The organism is Streptomyces sp. NPDC054796, from assembly GCF_053611545.1.
In genome coordinates, this window is sequence record NZ_JBSHAO010000005.1 from 99584 (window position 1) to 115395 (window position 15812).

Sequence of the window (15812 nt, forward strand, 5' to 3'; positions counted from 1 at the left end):
AGTGTCCCCGTCCGGGACGTCAGCCCGCGAGGTCCTTCTCGATCTCGTCCAGGACGCGGTTCGCCGCCGTGTAGCCGATGCCCTGGATCCACAGCTCGTCCTCGACGTGGAAGACCTTGCCGTCCTTCACCGCCCGCATGTTCTTCCACAGCGGGCTCTTGACCGCCTTGGCCTCGCCCGACTTCCCGGGACTGCCGTAGGAGGTGTAGAAGACGGCGTCCGCGTCGGCCTCGTCGATCCGCTCGGGGCTGATGTCCGTCGCCAGGCCGCCGTAGTCCTTCGCCTCCCGCGCCACCTTCGGGCGGCCGAGGCCGACGTCCTTGAGGACGGTGGCGATGAAGCTCTTCTCGCCGTAGACGCGGGTGTCGGCGCCCTCGACGAACCGGACGACGTTCGTCTCGATGTCCTTCGCCTCCGCCGCGCCGCCGAGCGCGGCGGTGACCTCGCCCGCGTGCCGCTCGTAGTCGGCGAGGACCTTCTCGGCCTCGTCCTTCTTGCCGAGCGCGTCGGCGTGCGTGCGGAAGTTCCGCTTCCAGGGGTAGCCCGTCGACTCGGTCATCACCGTGGGGGCGATGGCCTTGAGCTGCGAGTAGTTCTTGTCGTCCCGCACGGCGCTGGTGAGGATGAGGTCCGGGTTCAGTGCGGCGATCTTCTCCAGGCTGGGTGAGCCGATGGTGCCGACGTTCTCGATGCCCTCCACTTTCTCGTCGGGCAGATAGCCGAGGAAGCTCTTGCCGACGTCCGCCTTCGTCGCGCCGACCGGCTTGACGCCCAGCGTGATCGCGGAGTCCAGCTCGGCGGTGTCCAGGACCACCACGCGCTCCGGTTCGTTCGGCACGGAGACCACGCCCTTGGCCGTCTTCACGGGGTGCGTGCCCTGGTTCCGCTTCGCGCCTCCGTCCGAGTCCGGGTCCGGGTCCGCGCCGGCGCCGCACGCCGAGAGGCCCAGCGCGGCCGAGAGCACGAGCGCGACGGCGGCGGCACGGCGCCGTCGGTGGAGGGACGAGGGGGAGGTCGCCTTCATGGGTTCGCCTTCCTGGGAGAGCGGGACGTGCTCGGGGAACGGAGGGGGACGGCGTCCTCGGGGGCCTCGCCGTGGCCGTGTGCGTGACCGTGGCTGTGGCCGTGACCGTCGTCCGGCTGCCACGGCGACCCCGGCACGACCAGGGGCGAGCCCGTCACCGGGTCGGGCACCACGACCGACTCCAGCCCGAAGACCTCCCGTACGAGACGCGCGTCGACGATGTCCGAGGGCCGCCCCCGCGCCACGATCCGGCCCTCCCGCATGGCGACGAGGTGGTCGGCGTAGCGCGCCGCCTGGTTGAGGTCGTGCAGCACCATCACGACCGTACGGCCGCGTTCGCGGTTCAACTGCCGCACCAGGTCCAGGACTTCGACCTGGTGGGCGATGTCGAGATACGTCGTCGGCTCGTCGAGCAGCAGCAGATCCGTCTCCTGCGCCAGCGCCATCGCGATCCACACGCGCTGCCGCTGCCCGCCCGACAGCTCGTCCACGGGGCGCGCGGCGAGCCCGGCCGTGTCCGTGCGCTCCATCGCGTCCGTCACCGCGCGCTCGTCCTCCGCCGACCACTGCTGCCACCAGCGCTGATGCGGCTGACGGCCGCGCGAGACGAGATCCGCGACGGTGATCGCCTCCGGCGCGGCGGGCGACTGCGGCAACAGGCCGACCGCCAGGGCGATCTGCCGCGTCGGCACGCTCGCCAGCTCCCGCCCGTCCAGCAGCACACTGCCGCCGCGCGGCTTCAGCAGCCGCCCCAGCGCGCGCAGCGTCGTGGACTTGCCGCAGGCGTTCGGGCCGACGACGACGGTGACCTCGCCGTCCGGCACGTCGAGGTCCAGTCCGGTGACGACCGTGCGGTCGTCGTACGCGAGCGTCAGCCCCCGCGCGGCGAGCCGGGAGGGTGTGCGGTCCGTGCTGCTGCTCATGCGGTGGCTCCGGTACGGGAGTTACGGGTCCGGGCATGGGGAACCCGGCCGCCGCCACCGCTCCGCAGCAGCAGCCAGATCAGATACGGGGCGCCGATCGCCGCCGTCAGCACCCCCACGGGCAGCTCCGTCGGCGCGAACAGCCTGCGCGCCAGCAGATCGCCGACGGTGACGATGACCGCGCCGAGCAGGGCCGAGGACAGCAGCGGGATCTGCGCGGTACGGGTGAGGCGGCGCGCGATCTGCGGGGCCAGCAGCGCGACGAAGTCGACGGGGCCCGCCGCGCCCGTGGCGACCGAGGCCAGCACGACGCCCGTCAGCGTCAGGCCCAGCCGGGTGCGGCCGAGACGGACGCCGAGCGCGGTGGCGGTGTCGTCGTCGAGGACGACGTTCCGCTGCGCGCGCGCCGCCCACACCACGCACGGCAGCGCCACCAGCAGCGCGACACCCAACGGCACCGCCTGCTCCGTGCCCCGGCCGTTCAGCGAACCGGTCATCCACACCTTGGCCTGCTGCGCCACCAGATAGTCGCCCTTGGTCAGGAAGAGCTGGGTGACGGAGCGCAGCGCGACGGAGACGCCGATGCCGATCAGCACGAAGCGGGCCGCGTGCCGCGCGGCGTGCGGGCCGCCGCGCCAGGCGACGGCGTACACCAGCGCGGCGGCGAGGACGCCGCCCGCGACGGAGAGATACGGCAGTACGGCGGACGACGTCACCCCGAACGTCATCGCGCCCACCGTCACCGCGGCCGCGCCGTGCGTGACGCCGATGATCTCCGGGCTCGCGAGGGGGTTGCGGGCGACGGTCTGGATCAGGGCTCCGGCGACGCCCAGCGCGGCGCCCGCCATGAGGCCGACGAGGAGGCGGGGGAGGCGGAGCGTGCGGACGACCAGCTCGTCCGGAGACGGCTGGTCGAGCAGGACCCTGATGACCTCGGCCGGTGACACGGTGGTCTCGCCGAGGGCGAGGGCCGCGACGGTCGCCGCGGCGAGTGCCACGGCGAGCGTGGCGGCGGTGGCGCCGGCACGCCGATGCACCAGGAACGAGACCGCCCCCACCCTGAGGGATCGCACGTCACTCATCCGTCAACTCCCCTTCCGGGGTTGGCCCCTGCATGGGGTGTTGCGCGGGACGGTTGGCCGGTGACGGGGTTGCCGTAGGGTCCCGCGCCAATTTTTGTGCCCCAGCACGTGGGGCGGGACGCTGCGCTGTGCGGGGCGTTGTGTTCCGGGTGCGGCCCGGTGGCTTCGGCGCGGCGTGTGGTTGCGGTGCGGTGCGGCTGGCGCCGCGTGATTCTTGGTTTCGGCCGGTGGTTGTGGGGTTGCTGTGTGGTGGGGGTCGGTGCCGCGCCGGGGTGTCTCCTCGGGCGGCGACAAGTGCGGGTCTCGTTGCTTGCTTTCCCCCGGCACTCGTCGCCACCACTTGCGGGGACACCCCACCGCACCCCCTCCCACCCGGTGGCCAACGAACGGTCGGTGCCCCCTCCGCTTGTTCCCACGCTGTGGACCGGCGCCGTGCCGGAGGGGCTCCGCCCCTGTTGGGGAAGCCGACGGCGACGGCTCGCCATTGTTGTGGGCAGGCGTTCCGCTCGGCGAGGGGGCACCTCCCAGCGTTAGCTGGAGGAGGGTGGGCACAACCCGTGCCACCGGGCCGCAGCACGCGGACGAAAGCCCAGGGGGCAATTGGGTCGGCGCACCCCGTGAGGGCTTCACCCCGCGCCCCGTGAAGGGGTGCCGTCCCGGTGAAGGGGGAACCCTGTGCTTCATGGCGCGCCCCGCGAAGGGGGGCCGCGCCGGAGCAGGGCGATGAGGAACGGGGCGCCGAGGAGCGCCGTCAGCACGCCTGCCGGGACCTCACCGGGCCGCAGCACCACGCGCCCCACCACGTCGGAGACGACAAGCACCGTCGCCCCCAGCACCGCGGCCATGGGCAGCAGCCACCGGTGCCCGCCCCCCACCACCGCGCGAGCGACATGCGGCACGGCGAGCCCCACGAACGCGATGGGCCCGGCGGCGGCCACCCCCACCCCGGTGAGGACGGTCGCGCCGAGGCCGCCCACCACCCGCACCGTCGCGACGTTCTGCCCGAGCCCCTTCGCCACGTCCTCGCCCAGCGCCAGCGCGTCCAGCCCGCGCGCCGCGACGAGGACGAGCAGCACGCCGGCGAGGAGGAACGGCCAGACCTGGCCCGCGATCTGCGCGTCGCGCCCCGTGAGCGAGCCGACCTGCCAGAAGCGGAACTCGTCCAGCGCGGCGGCCCGCGTCGTCAGGATCGCGGAGATGACGGAGACGAGGAGCGCGTTGACGGCCGCCCCCGCGAGGGCCAGCGTGACGGGGCCGGCGCCGCCCACGCCGCCCCGCGCCGCCGTCCGCGCGGCGATCGCGTAGACCGCGACTCCGGCGACCGCCGCGCCGAGGAACGCGAACCAGACGTACCCGGCCAGCGTGTGCACCCCGGCGAAGGCGATGGCGCACACGACACCCGCTGACGCGCCCTGGCTGACGCCGAGGATGCCGGGCTCGGCGATGGGGTTGCGGGTCAGGCCCTGCATGACCGTGCCCGCGAGACCGAGCGCGGCGCCGACCAGCACGCCGACGACCGTGCGCGGGACGCGCAGTGTGCGCACGACCTCCGCCGCGTCGCCGTCGCCGCCGTGCAGGAGGACGTCCCACACCACCGCCGGCGCGATCGGCCGCGCCCCGACCGCGAGGCTCAGCAGCACCGCGCACACCAGCGCGCCACAGGCGCCGAGGAGGAACCCGGCCCGCCGGACGGCCGCCGCACGCCGCGCGGCACCGGAGCGTCCGCCTCCGTGCGGCCCGTCGGACCGGCCGCCGCCACCGTCGTCGGCCGTGCCGTGCGAGGGCCGGTGCGGTGGAGTCGTCGGAGCAACTGGCATCGCGTCCTCGGCACTTGGCTCGCGGGGATCGGTCAGCTTAGGCGGACCTCAGTTTACGGGCCTTGGCAAGGCAGAATGTTCGACATGGATTCGCACGTCTCGCCCCAGCAGCCCTCACACGGCCCGACCGTCGGCTTCGATCTCGACATGACGCTGATCGACTCCCGTCCTGGCATCAAGGCCACGTACGAGGCGCTGCGCGCCGAGACCGGCACGTACATCGACGCGGATCTCGCCATCACCCGCCTCGGCCCGCCGCTGGAGACGGAGCTGGCGCACTGGTTCCCGGCCGAGGAGATCGCGGCGGTGGGCGAGCGCTACCGCGAGCTGTACCCCGCGTACGCCATCGCCCCGTCCCCGGCCATGCCGGGCGCGCGGGAGGCGGTCGCCGCGGTGCGGGCCGCGGGCGGCCGGGCCGTCGTCGTCACAGCGAAGCACGAGCCGAACGCGAAACTGCACCTCGCGCACCTGGGCATCGAGCCGGACGCGACCGTCGGCTGGCTGTGGGCGGAGGCCAAGGCGGAGGCGCTGCGCGAGCACGGCGCGACGGTCTACGTCGGCGACCACATCGGCGACGTGCGCGGCGCGAAGGCCGCCGGCGCGCTCTCGGTCGCGGTGCCGACGGGGCCGTGCGACGCGGCGGAGCTGCGCGAGGCCGGTGCGGACGTGGTGCTGGAGGGCGGGCTCGGGGAGTTCCCCGCCTGGCTGGCCGCGTACACGGCGGCCTGAGCCCTCACGGGCACCCTGGACCCCGGGGGCTACGACTTCGCCGCGCGCCGCTGCGCCGCCGCCGACCGCACGAGCCCCGCCGCGGCGAGCACGAAGCCCGCGCCCATCAGCATGCAGACGAAGTACGCGGGGGCGGGAAAGGGCTCCGTACCCAGGAACAGCGGGGCCACGGTGACCACCGTGGCGACGGCGCCGAGGAGGAAGACGACGCCTCCGAGGCGTACGAGAAGATCACCAGCGCGGGACGTTTCAGCGTTCACAAGCCCAGGGTAATTCGGTGAGCAAGTGCACCGAGGAACCCCTCGGCGGCATCTTGTCACCGGGCTCCGGACCATTAGCCTTGGTGCTTAGCGGGTCATGCGGCCCGCTCGACTGCTATTCAGACCCTTTTCAGGTTGTTTCCAGGTTGCGGCAGCCCGGCTGCCCGGACGAGTACGAGGACGAGGACAGACGTGCCTACCGGCAAGGTCAAGTGGTTCAACAGTGAGAAGGGCTTCGGCTTCCTCTCCCGCGACGACGGCGGTGACGTCTTCGTGCACTCGTCAGTGCTCCCCGACGGCGTGGACAGCCTCAAGCCCGGACAGCGTGTGGAGTTCGGCGTCGTCGCAGGCCAGCGCGGTGACCAGGCACTCTCGGTCGCGTTGCTCGACCCTGCGCCCTCTGTCGCGGCGGCCCAGCGCCGCAAGCCGGACGAACTGGCCTCCATCGTCCAGGACCTCACCACCCTGCTGGACGGCGTCTCGCAGTCCCTGGAGCGCGGCCGTTACCCGGACAAGCAGCACGGCCGCAAGATCGCGGGCATGCTCCGCGCCGTGGCCGACCAACTGGACGTCTGAGCCCCGCCGCCCCCGTCCAGGGCGCCCGGGGCGGTCCGCCACCGCCCCGGGACCTGTTTCACCTACCGGCCGACCGGCCGATCACGCGCCGACGTCGACGCCGACGCCGATGCGACGTGTCTACGGGAAGGCCAGCGCGTCCGGCCGCAGCGGCGGCACGAGCCCTTCCGCCGCCGCCCTGGTGAGCAGGCCGCGCACCGCCGCGTAGCCGTCCTCGCCGAGGTCGGCCGTGAACTCGTTGACGTAGAGCCCGATGTGCTGATCGGCGACGGCCGGGTCCATCTCCTGCGCGTGTTCCATTACGTATGGGCGCGACGCCTCGGTGTCGTCCCAGGCCATCCGTACGGACGCCGTCGCCGACTCCGCCAGGACGCGCAGCGTCTCCTCGCCCAGCGAGCGTTTGGCGATGATGGCGCCGAGCGGGATGGGCAGCCCGGTGGTGGCCTCCCAGTGCTCGCCCATGTCGGCGAGGCAGTGCAGGCCGTACTCCTGGTAGGTGAACCGGGCCTCGTGGATGACCAGTCCGGCGTCCACCTTGCCGTCGCGCACGGCGGGCATGATCTCGTGGAACGGCATCACGACGACCTCGCCGACGCCGCCCGGCACCTCGTCGGCCGCCCACAGCCGGAAGAGGAGGTACGCCGTCGAGCGCTCGCTCGGCACGGCGACCGTCCTGCCGCTCAGCGACGTACCGGACGTGCCGGATTCGCGGGTGAGGACCAGCGGGCCGCAGCCACGGCCGAGCGCGCCGCCGCACGGCAGCAGCGCGTACTCCTCCAGCACCCAGGGCAGCACCGCGTAGGACACCTTCAGGATGTCCAGTTCGCCGCGTTCGGCCATGCCGTTGGTGATGTCGATGTCGGCGAAGGTGACGTCGAGCGGGGGAGCGCCGGGGACGCGGCCGTGGGCCCAGGCGTCGAAGGCGAAGGTGTCATTGGGGCACGGTGAGAACGCGATCTTCAGCGGTCCGCCGACGCCCGTTCCGGTGTCGCTGCCGCTGTCGCTGTCGGTGCTGCTCATGCCTTCCATGCTCGCAGCACGGGCAACAGTGCCTCGAAGGCACCCCCGAGCACGCCGAGCGCCTCGGGGATGCGCCACGCGGCGCGGTCGCGGGGTCCGACGGGGTTGGAGACGGTACGGATCTCCAGCACCGGCACCCCGTGCGCCGAGGCCGCCTCCGCGACGCCGAAGCCCTCCATGGCCTCGGCGGCCGCGCCCGGGTGGAGCGCGGCCAGTTCGGCGGCCCGCTCGGCGGTGCCGGTCACGGTGGAGACGGTGAGCACGGGCCCGGTGACGGCACCCGTCGCCCCGGCGGCGGCGCGCACCAGACCGGCCGGGGGGTGGTGCGTGTCGGTGCCGAAGCCGAGTGCGGTGACGGGCGCGAAGCCCTCGGCCGTACGGGCGCCCAGATCGGCCGCGACGATCGCCGACGCGACGACGACAGCGCCGAGCGGCGCCCCCGCCCCCGCCCCGGCCCCCGCTCCGGAAGCCGCGAAGCCGCCGCCGATCCCCGCCGAGACGACCAGCCCGTACGGCTCGTCCGCGACGGCCGCCGCGGTCAGCGCCGTCGCCGTCCCCGCGGCAGCGGCGGCGGGGCCGACTCCGGCGGCCAGGACGTCGAGCACGAGGGGGCCTTGGCCGGGTCCGTCGTCGGCGGCGTCGGCGGGCCGCACGCGGTGTGCCTCGTAGCCGCCGGGGAGGGCGCGCGGCTGTGTGTCCCGTGCCTCCTCGCCGCAGGCGCGCGTCACCGCGTCGCGCTCGGGTGCGACGGCGGTGACGACGAGGACGTTCACGGGATGCGGTCCTGGGGAGCTGGTGGGGGTCAGTCGTCGCTCTTGAGCTTCAGGTGCCAGATGCCCTTGAACTCGCTGCCGTCCGCCACGACGATGCTGACCTGCGCGGTGTCCGTCGAGGTGGTCTGCCCGCCGGCGCTCTGCTGCTGGAAGAAGGCGTCACCGGGGAAGGTGTAGTACGTCTTCTTGATCGGATCGGGCAGCGCGGGCTGGCCGTTGACGAACAGCAGCCAGCCGTCCTCGGCCATGTCCGGCTCGACGCCGACGCGCAGCTTGTCGCCCAGGCCGACCGTGACGGTCTTCTCGGCCTTCTCGCTCAGGCACTTCTTGGCCTCACCCTGCGGGATGGCCTTGCCGTCGTTGTAGCAGGCGGCCTCTGTGGTCACGCTGTCGCCGTTGACGGTCGCGGTCGCCACGGGGGTGGGCTTCTCGCAGGCGGAGAGGGCGAGAAGGCCGAGGGAGACGGCACCGATGGCAGTGGCGGTGCGGACACCCCGCCGGGAGATCGCGTAGCTCATAGCGGGCAGGCTACCGGGCGGTCGGGGTCAGGCGACGCGGGGGTGCGGCGTGCCGCGTCCGGCTGAGGTCAGCAGACCCCGTACGGTCGTCGCCGCTCCGGCCGCGACGACGGCGGCGCCGACACCCATGCCGAGCGGCCCGATCAGCGGCAGCGCGATGCCGACGGCCCCGCCCGCGACCCACGACATCTGCATCAGCGTCTCCGAGCGCGCGAAAGCCGACGTACGGACCTCCTCGGGCACGTCGCGCTGGATCAGCGCGTCGAGCGACAGCTTGCCGAGCGCCTGCGCGATTCCGGCGGTGGCGGCGACGGCGGTCACGAGGACGGTGCCGTAGAGCGCGGCGGCCGTCACCGTCGCGGCCAGCGCGAGGGCCAGCACCGTCGCGATGATCACCTCGGGCCCGCGCGCCCTGAGCCAGGCGCCGATGGCCGTGCCCAGCGCGTTCCCCGTACCGGCCGCGACGCCGGCGAGAGCGAGGGAGAACGCCGCCGACAGCCCCGACAGCGGGTGCTCGCGCAGCAGGAAGGCGAGGAAGAAGGTGAGGAAGCCGGAGAGGGCGCGCAGCGAGGAGTTGGCGAGGAGCCCGGCGCGCACGGAGACCCCGACCGTCCGCAGCCCCGGCCGCCGCCCGCTCCCGCCCCCGCCCCTGTCCGCCTCGGGCGTGTGCTCCTGCTGCCCCCGCCCCTGTCCCCGCTCCGTGTGCGCGGGGGCGAGGCGGGCGCGCCGCTCGCCCTTCGCCGAGTCGACCTTGTGGGGGAGGGAGAAGGAGAGAAAGGTGCCGAGGACGAAGACGGCGAAGGCCCCGTACAGCGGCCAGGGTTCGCCGAGCTGATGCAGCCCGGCGCCGATCGGGGCCGCCGCACCGGTGGCGAGCAGCCCGGCGAGCGTCACCCGCGAATTCGCCTTGACCAGCGAGAACGCGCGCGGCAGCAGTCGCGGCACGACGGCGGAGCGCACCACTCCGTACGCCTTCGACGACACCAGCACCCCGAGCGCCGCCGGATACAGCTCAAGACCGCCCGTCGCCACGGCCCCCGCCATCGCCAGCGCGAGCAGCGCCCGCGCCAGCATCGCCGCGGCCATCGCCGCGCGCCGCCCGTGCGGCACGCGGTCCAGCAGCGGCCCGATCACGGGCGCCAGCAGCGCGAAGGGGGCCATGGTGACGAGGAGGTACAGCGCGACCCTGCCGCGCGCCTCGCCCGTCGGCACGGAGAAGAAGATGGTCGAGGCGAGCGCGACGGTGATCATCATGTCGCCCGCCGAGTTCACCGCGTGCAGCTCGATCAGCTTGCCCAGACCCGACTCGCCCGCGCCCTGCGCGTGCGTCGCGCGGCGGACACGGCGCGCCAGCGCGGCGGGCGGGCGCCTTACGGCACGCGCCGCACGCCGCAGCGGATGAGGACGGGGCTCTGGCGCCACGGACTCCAGTGTGCCCCAGCGGCGCGCCCGGGACGCGTGACCGACGGGTTCCCCGTGTCCCGTCACCCCGGCCGTCACCCCCGCCGCCGCTCCGCCCGCCGTTACGGCCGCTCCGCCGTGTGGAGCCCGCGCCGCGCGGCCTTCCGGGGGACTTTGGACGGGTGCCCGACGGCCGCTTACGGGCCCCGGCGCCCCGTGCCGCGGCCGTATTCCGGCGCTCGACGGGCCGCGCCGCGCGCCCCGGCGCCGCCTCTCGGAGTCCTCTTAGCTCCCTCTCCTACATACCTCTCGTAATCCGTGGGGTAGCGTGGGTAAACGGTGCGCTCCGCACGGCCCCCGAGCGGTGGCGCGGACGTCGCAGCGGTCCTCGGGTTCCGCTCCGTCCACTCCCCGCCGTCCTTTCGTCGGCCGCCGTACGGGCAGCGCACGCCGACAACGGCGCTACGGCGTAGGAGAGACGATTCTTGTGAGTGCTGCATGAGTGCCGCGACGAGTGCCGCGACGACAGCGTCGCCGACGCGAAGCGCCCGCGCCCGCCGCGCCCCCGACCGGCTGTGCGCCGAGGCGGTGGACCTCGCGCGCGAGGCGGTCGAGGAGACCGCGGGAAGCGGGTCGGTCGGGCCGCACATCGAGGCCGTGGCCGACGCCGACCGCGTGGTGACGCACCTCTTCGAATGCCTCGACCCCGCCTATCGCGGGTGGCGCTGGGCGGCGACGGTCGCGCGCGCCTCGCGGGCGAAGGTCGTCACGCTGGACGAGACCGTCCTCCTCCCAGGGCCCGACTCCCTCCTCGCCCCCGAATGGGTGCCCTGGAGCGAGCGGCTGCGCCCCGGCGACCTCGGGCCCGGCGACCTCCTGCCGACCGAAGCGGAGGATCTCCGGCTGGAGCCGGGCTTCTCCGGCGAGGAGGAGCCGCCGCCGAACTCCGCGCTCTCCGAAGAGGCGCGGCACCGTGCGGAGCTGGCCGAGCGGGCGGCGCTGCGGGACGGTGCGGAGGCCGACGGCGTCGAGGACCTCGAGGTGCGGCCCGGGCCCCCGGACGCTTCGGGTGAGACCGCCGGTGCGCCCTCGCGGGGCAGCATCACGGCTGTCGCCGAGGAACTGGGCATGCCGCGGCCGCGGGTCCTGTCCCGGTACGGGCTGCACGTGGCGGCCGACCGCTGGGAGGAGTCCTACGGGCCCAAGACGGCCATGGCGCAGGCCGCTCCCGCGAACTGTGTGAGCTGCGGGTTCCTTGTACCGCTGTCCGGGTCGTTGCGGCAGGCGTTCGGGGTCTGCGCGAACGAGTTCAGTCCCGCTGACGGGCGGGTCGTGTCGTTGGCGTTCGGCTGCGGGGGGCACTCCGAGGCCGCGGTGATGCCGCGTCCGCCCCAGCCGCCCCCTCACGTCATCGACGAAACCCTCGCCGACGACTTCACCCTCCACGACGCGCCCGGCACGGGCGCAATCTGAAACGCGGGGTCGCCCCTTCACCGGTTGCCCCCCTTCACGGGGTGCGCGGTGAAGCCCACACGGGGTGCCCGGCCTCACGGGGGTGCGCCTTCCCTGGTGCCTCTTGGGGTTGCGTGCGCGTGTGACGGCCCGGTGACACGGGTTGTGCCCGCCCTCCCCCAGCTACCGCTGGAAGGTGCCCCCTCGCCGAGCGGGACGCCTGCCCACAACAGTGGGGGCTGGGCCTGTACCGCCAGATGCGGGCACACAGCATGGGGACAAGTGGAGGGGTCACCGACCTGCGGTTGGCCACCGGGTGGGAGGGGACGTGGTGGGGTGTCCCCGCAAGTGGTGGCGACGAGTGCCGGGGGAAACCCGTAAACGAGACCCGCACTTGTCGCCGCCCGAGGAGACACCCCGGCGCGGCACCGACCCCACCCACACACCAACCCCACAACCACGGTCCGAGCCATGAATCACGCGGCGCCAGCCGCGACGTACCGGTCCATACGCCGCGCCGAAGCCACCGGCCAGGCAGCCGAACACGGCGCCAAGCCACACGACGGCACCCCGACGAGGGGCGCAAAAATCAGCGCGGGACCCTACAGTGCGCACCACACGGGCCGAGCGTCCCGCGCAACAGCCCCGTGAAGAGGGCACCCCCGAACGTCGAACCGCACAGCGCACGCGGGGCGTAGAGGTGACCGACTTCGTGGCGCCGTCCCGGTAGGGATACCGTCACCCGTCAGATGACGGGCGCGGGCCGCAGGCCGGTACCCACGGCACGGAGGGAGACGACGTGAGCGGCGGCGGGACGGTGATGGGGAGCGGCGACCCCGGGGCAGCAGCGGAAACGCACACGGACCCCTTGAACACCGCAAGGCTCAGGCGCGGCGTCCTGGACGCGTGGGCCGCGTCCAGCACCCGTTTCCGCGAGGACGCCAACGCCGAGCAGGAACTGGTCCTCGGCGGCTACCGCGACCGCCTCATCGTCGAGCTGGCCCAGAACGCCTCGGACGCGGCAGCCCGCGCAGGCGTCCCCGGACGGCTGCGCCTGACGCTCCGCGACGGCGTGCTCGTCGCCGCCAACACGGGCCGCCCCCTGGACGCGGAGGGCGTCGAGTCCCTGTCGACGCTCCGCGCCTCCGCGAAGCGCGAGGACAACCCCGAGTCGTCGGACGGCGCCCCGACCGTCGGCCGCTTCGGCGTCGGGTTCTCCGCCGTGCTGGCCGTCACCGACGAGCCGACCGTCGTCAGCCGCACGGGCGGCGTCCGCTGGTCGCTCACCGAGGCCCGCGAGCTGGCGCTGGAGCGCGCCGCCACCGGCGACGTCCCCGCGCTCGCGGACGAACTGCGGCGCCGCGACGGCCACGTACCGCTGCTGCGCCTCCCGCTGCCTGCCGAGGGCATGGCCCCGGAGGGCTACGACACCGCCGTCGTGCTGCCGCTGCGCGACACGGCCGCGCGCGAGCTGACGGAGCGCCTGCTCGACGCCGTCGACGACGCGCTGCTGCTGACGCTCCCCGGCCTGGCCGAGATCGTCGTCGAGACCCCGGACACGACGCACAACCCGGACGTGGCCGGTCCCCGCGTGCTGACGCGGCACGAGGAGGGCCCGTATGTACGGGTTGAGGACTCGGCCGCCGACGCTCCGACCCGCTGGCGGGTCGCCACCGATGGCGGGTACGCGGACGCGGCGCTGTTCGCCGACCGTCCCGTCGAGGAGCGGCTGCGCCGGGCCTGGTCGGTGACCTGGGCCGTGCCTGTGGACGCGGAGGGGGCGCCCGTACGGCCGCGTACGGCGCCGTTCGTGCACGCGCCCACGCCCACGGACGAGCCGCTCGGCGTGCCCGCGCTGCTCATCGCGTCGTTCCCGCTGGAGCCGACGCGGCGTCACGTCGCGCCGGGCCCGCTGAGGGACTTCCTGCTGGCGCGCGCCGCCGACGCGTACACCGCGCTGCTGCGCGACTGGCGGCCCGTCAGCTCCGCCACCGTGGGGCTGGTGCCGGGCCCGCTGGGCAAGGGCGAGCTGGACGGTGAGCTGCGACGGCTGCTGCTGGAGCGGCTGCCTGGCGTCCCGTTCCTCGCGGGCGCCGCGACCGACGAGGACGAGGCGAGCGACGGCGGGTCCGGCGCGCGCGGCGAGCCCGTCGTGCTGCGTCCGCGCGACGCGGAGATCGTGGAGGGCGCCGGGGCCGGAACGGTGGACGTGCTGGCCGAGCTGTTCCCGAGCCTGCTGCCCGCCGGGCTGGAGCGCCGCACGGAGCTGCGCGTGCTGGAGGTCGCGCGCGTCCCGCTGGGCGAGGTCATCGACCGCCTGGCCGGGGTGGTGCGCGCCCCGGAGTGGTGGCGTCGGCTCTATGACTCGCTGGCCGGTGTGGACCCGGACCGGCTGACCGGTCTTCCCGTACCGCTGGCGGGCGCCCAGGCCGGAGCCGCCGGGGGCGCGCGGACGACGATCGGGCCCCGGCAAGTGCTCCTTCCCCTCCCCGAATCCGTCATCGCGCCGGAACGGCTCGGGCGCCTGGGTCTGAAGGTCGCCCACGCCGACGCCGTGCACCCGCTCCTGGAGAAGCTGGGCGCGACGCCCGCGACCCCGCGCTCCGTGCTCACCACCCCCCAGGTGCGCGCGGCGGTCGCCGCCTCCCTGGAGGCCGACGACGACTGGGACCTGGACCGTCTCGACCACCTGGAGGAGCAGGGCGGGGACGAGGGCGGCGCGGGCGGGCGTCGCGGACCGCTGGACGCGGAGGAGCTTGCGGAAACGGTTCTCGGGCTCGTACGGGACGCCCGTCTCGCCCCCGGCGACGAGCCCTGGCTCGGCGCGCTCGCTCTCCCCGACGAGGACGGCGAACTGGCCCCCGCGGGCGAACTCGTCTACCCGGGCAGCCCTTTCGAGCGCGTCATCCGCGAGGGCGAACTCGCCGCCTGCGACGCCGAGCTGGCCGAACGCTGGGGCGAGCAGCCGCTGACGGCCGTCGGCGTGCAGGCGGGCTTCGCGCTCGTGCGCGCGACGGACGTCGTCCTCGACCCCGACGAACTGGAACCGCGCGACGCGGACTTCGCCGAGCCGGACGACGTCGGCCTGCTCGACGCCGTCGACGTGTGGTGCGAGGACGTGCTCGACCAGCTCCCGGAGACGGCCGTGCCGCCCGTCGCGTCGGAGATCGTGGCGGTGCGGGACCTGGACCTGGTCGACGACGACCGCTGGCCCGAGGCGCTGGCCATGCTCGCGCAGCCGCCGCTGCGCGACGCGCTGACCGCGCCCGTGCGGGTCCTGCTCCCCGACGGGATCACGGAGACGGTGCGCCCCTACACCGCGTGGTGGCTGCGCGGCCACCCCGTACTGGACGGCCGCCGTCCCGCCGGGCTGCGCGCCGCCGGGGTCGATCCGCTGCTGGACGGGCTCTACGAGGAGGCCGACGCCTCCGGCTTCGGCGACGCGATGGTGCTGCGGGCCCTGGGCATCCGTACGTCGGCCGCCGCGCTGCTGGAGGAGCCGGGCGGCGCGGCCGAACTCCTCGGCCGGCTGGCCGACGACCGGCTGCCGGTGAGCGCGGCCCAGTTGCACGGCCTCTACGGGCTGCTGGCCGAGCTGGAGCCGTCCGAGGTGACGCTGCCGGAGGAACTGCGCGCGGTGACCTTCGCGGACGGTGACGGTGACGGTGACGGCGGTGACGGCGGTGCGGCGCGTGCCGCCGAGACCGAGACCGGGGGCGAGGTCGAGGTCGGGGTCGTGGACGCGCGCGGCGCGGTCGTCGCTGACGCGCCCGACCTCATCCCCCTCGCGGGCTCCCGCGCCCTGCTCCCCGTCAGCCCCGCGCGGGCCGGGGCGCTGGCCGCTGTGCTGGAGGTGCGGCGGCTCAGCGAGGTGGTCGAGGGCGCCGTCGAGGGGGAGGGCACGGAGCGCGATGTGCCCGAGGCCGTCCGCGTCCTCCTGCCGGGCGCGCCCGGCACGTACCGCGAGCACGACGAGCTCTTCGCCGACGGCACCGAACTGGACTGGCGCCTCACCCCCGACGGGGTCCTCCACGCGGCCACGCTGGAAGGCGTGGCCGCCGGGCTGGCCTGGGCGGCGGGCCAGTGGTCGCGGCGCTTCGAGACGGCGGCACTCCTGGAGGACCTGACCAGGGCGGCGGAGCTGGCGGCGGCACGCTGGTTCGACTGAGCGGGACGGGCGGGACGGGCGGGACGGACGGGGCGTACGGGCAGGGCGCCGCGAGCGGGGCCGGGGGCC

Annotated in this window: 13 protein-coding genes; 4 read left to right on the forward strand and 9 right to left on the reverse strand. The window is 74.5% G+C overall.

The genetic code is table 11. The annotated features are described in order from the left end of the window. Positions 1-19 precede the first annotated feature (19 nt). The 4 genes from ACWGJ2_RS06160 to ACWGJ2_RS06175 form a co-directional block, all read right to left on the reverse strand. Positions 20-1024, reverse strand: coding sequence for an ABC transporter substrate-binding protein (locus ACWGJ2_RS06160; RefSeq protein WP_453344776.1), 1005 nt, complete (start codon positions 1022-1024; stop codon positions 20-22). Continuing rightward, positions 1021-1947, reverse strand: a complete 927-nt coding sequence (locus tag ACWGJ2_RS06165; RefSeq protein WP_453344777.1) for an ABC transporter ATP-binding protein — start codon at positions 1945-1947, stop codon at positions 1021-1023. Before ACWGJ2_RS06165 ends, ACWGJ2_RS06160 begins: the two co-directional genes overlap by 4 nt. Continuing rightward, a complete protein-coding gene (locus tag ACWGJ2_RS06170) occupies positions 1944-3029 on the reverse strand; it encodes a FecCD family ABC transporter permease (protein WP_453344778.1) in 1086 nt (361 codons plus the stop codon). The genes ACWGJ2_RS06165 and ACWGJ2_RS06170 overlap by 4 nt, the downstream gene beginning before the upstream one ends. 680 nt (positions 3030-3709) lie before the next feature. After that, entirely contained in the window at positions 3710-4846 is a 1137-nt protein-coding gene (locus tag ACWGJ2_RS06175) for a FecCD family ABC transporter permease (RefSeq protein ID WP_453344779.1), read from the reverse strand. Between the two features lie 75 nt (positions 4847-4921). Between ACWGJ2_RS06175 and ACWGJ2_RS06180 the strand changes: the two genes are divergently transcribed. Then, the gene (locus tag ACWGJ2_RS06180) at positions 4922-5575 is read left to right on the forward strand and encodes an HAD family hydrolase (RefSeq protein WP_453344780.1); all 654 of its coding nucleotides are present in this window, start codon (positions 4922-4924) and stop codon (positions 5573-5575) included. 29 nt (positions 5576-5604) lie between these two features. Here ACWGJ2_RS06180 and ACWGJ2_RS06185 read toward each other — a convergent pair whose 3' ends face one another. Beyond that, on the reverse strand, positions 5605-5835 hold the full coding sequence (locus ACWGJ2_RS06185) for a hypothetical protein (protein WP_453344781.1): 231 nt from the start codon (positions 5833-5835) through the stop codon (positions 5605-5607). Positions 5836-6027: 192 nt separating this feature from the next. Between ACWGJ2_RS06185 and ACWGJ2_RS06190 the strand changes: the two genes are divergently transcribed. Beyond that, the gene (locus tag ACWGJ2_RS06190; protein ID WP_453344782.1) at positions 6028-6411 is read left to right on the forward strand and encodes a cold-shock protein; all 384 of its coding nucleotides are present in this window, start codon (positions 6028-6030) and stop codon (positions 6409-6411) included. A gap of 120 nt (positions 6412-6531) precedes the next feature. Here ACWGJ2_RS06190 and ACWGJ2_RS06195 read toward each other — a convergent pair whose 3' ends face one another. From ACWGJ2_RS06195 to ACWGJ2_RS06210, 4 genes are read right to left on the reverse strand one after another with little or no spacing between them, the layout of a single operon-like run. Beyond that, positions 6532-7431, reverse strand: a complete 900-nt coding sequence (locus ACWGJ2_RS06195; RefSeq protein ID WP_453344783.1) for a 1,4-dihydroxy-6-naphthoate synthase — start codon at positions 7429-7431, stop codon at positions 6532-6534. Beyond that, positions 7428-8204 carry a futalosine hydrolase gene (locus tag ACWGJ2_RS06200; protein ID WP_453344784.1) on the reverse strand — a complete coding sequence of 259 codons (777 nt, stop codon included), beginning with the start codon at positions 8202-8204 and terminating at the stop codon, positions 7428-7430. The genes ACWGJ2_RS06195 and ACWGJ2_RS06200 overlap by 4 nt, the downstream gene beginning before the upstream one ends. Before the next feature lie 29 nt (positions 8205-8233). After that, entirely contained in the window at positions 8234-8722 is a 489-nt protein-coding gene (locus ACWGJ2_RS06205) for a DUF2771 domain-containing protein (RefSeq protein WP_453344785.1), read from the reverse strand. A gap of 27 nt (positions 8723-8749) precedes the next feature. Then, positions 8750-10153 carry an MFS transporter gene (locus ACWGJ2_RS06210; RefSeq protein ID WP_453344896.1) on the reverse strand — a complete coding sequence of 468 codons (1404 nt, stop codon included), beginning with the start codon at positions 10151-10153 and terminating at the stop codon, positions 8750-8752. Positions 10154-10621: 468 nt separating this feature from the next. On the opposite strand from ACWGJ2_RS06210, the gene ACWGJ2_RS06215 reads away from it, so the two are divergent. Both ACWGJ2_RS06215 and ACWGJ2_RS06220 read left to right on the forward strand, forming a co-directional pair. Continuing rightward, complete coding sequence (locus ACWGJ2_RS06215) at positions 10622-11596, forward strand: DUF3027 domain-containing protein (protein WP_453344786.1); 975 nt, start codon at positions 10622-10624, stop codon at positions 11594-11596. A gap of 799 nt (positions 11597-12395) precedes the next feature. Further along, on the forward strand, positions 12396-15743 hold the full coding sequence (locus ACWGJ2_RS06220) for a sacsin N-terminal ATP-binding-like domain-containing protein (RefSeq protein ID WP_453344897.1): 3348 nt from the start codon (positions 12396-12398) through the stop codon (positions 15741-15743). Positions 15744-15812: the final 69 nt, after the last annotated feature.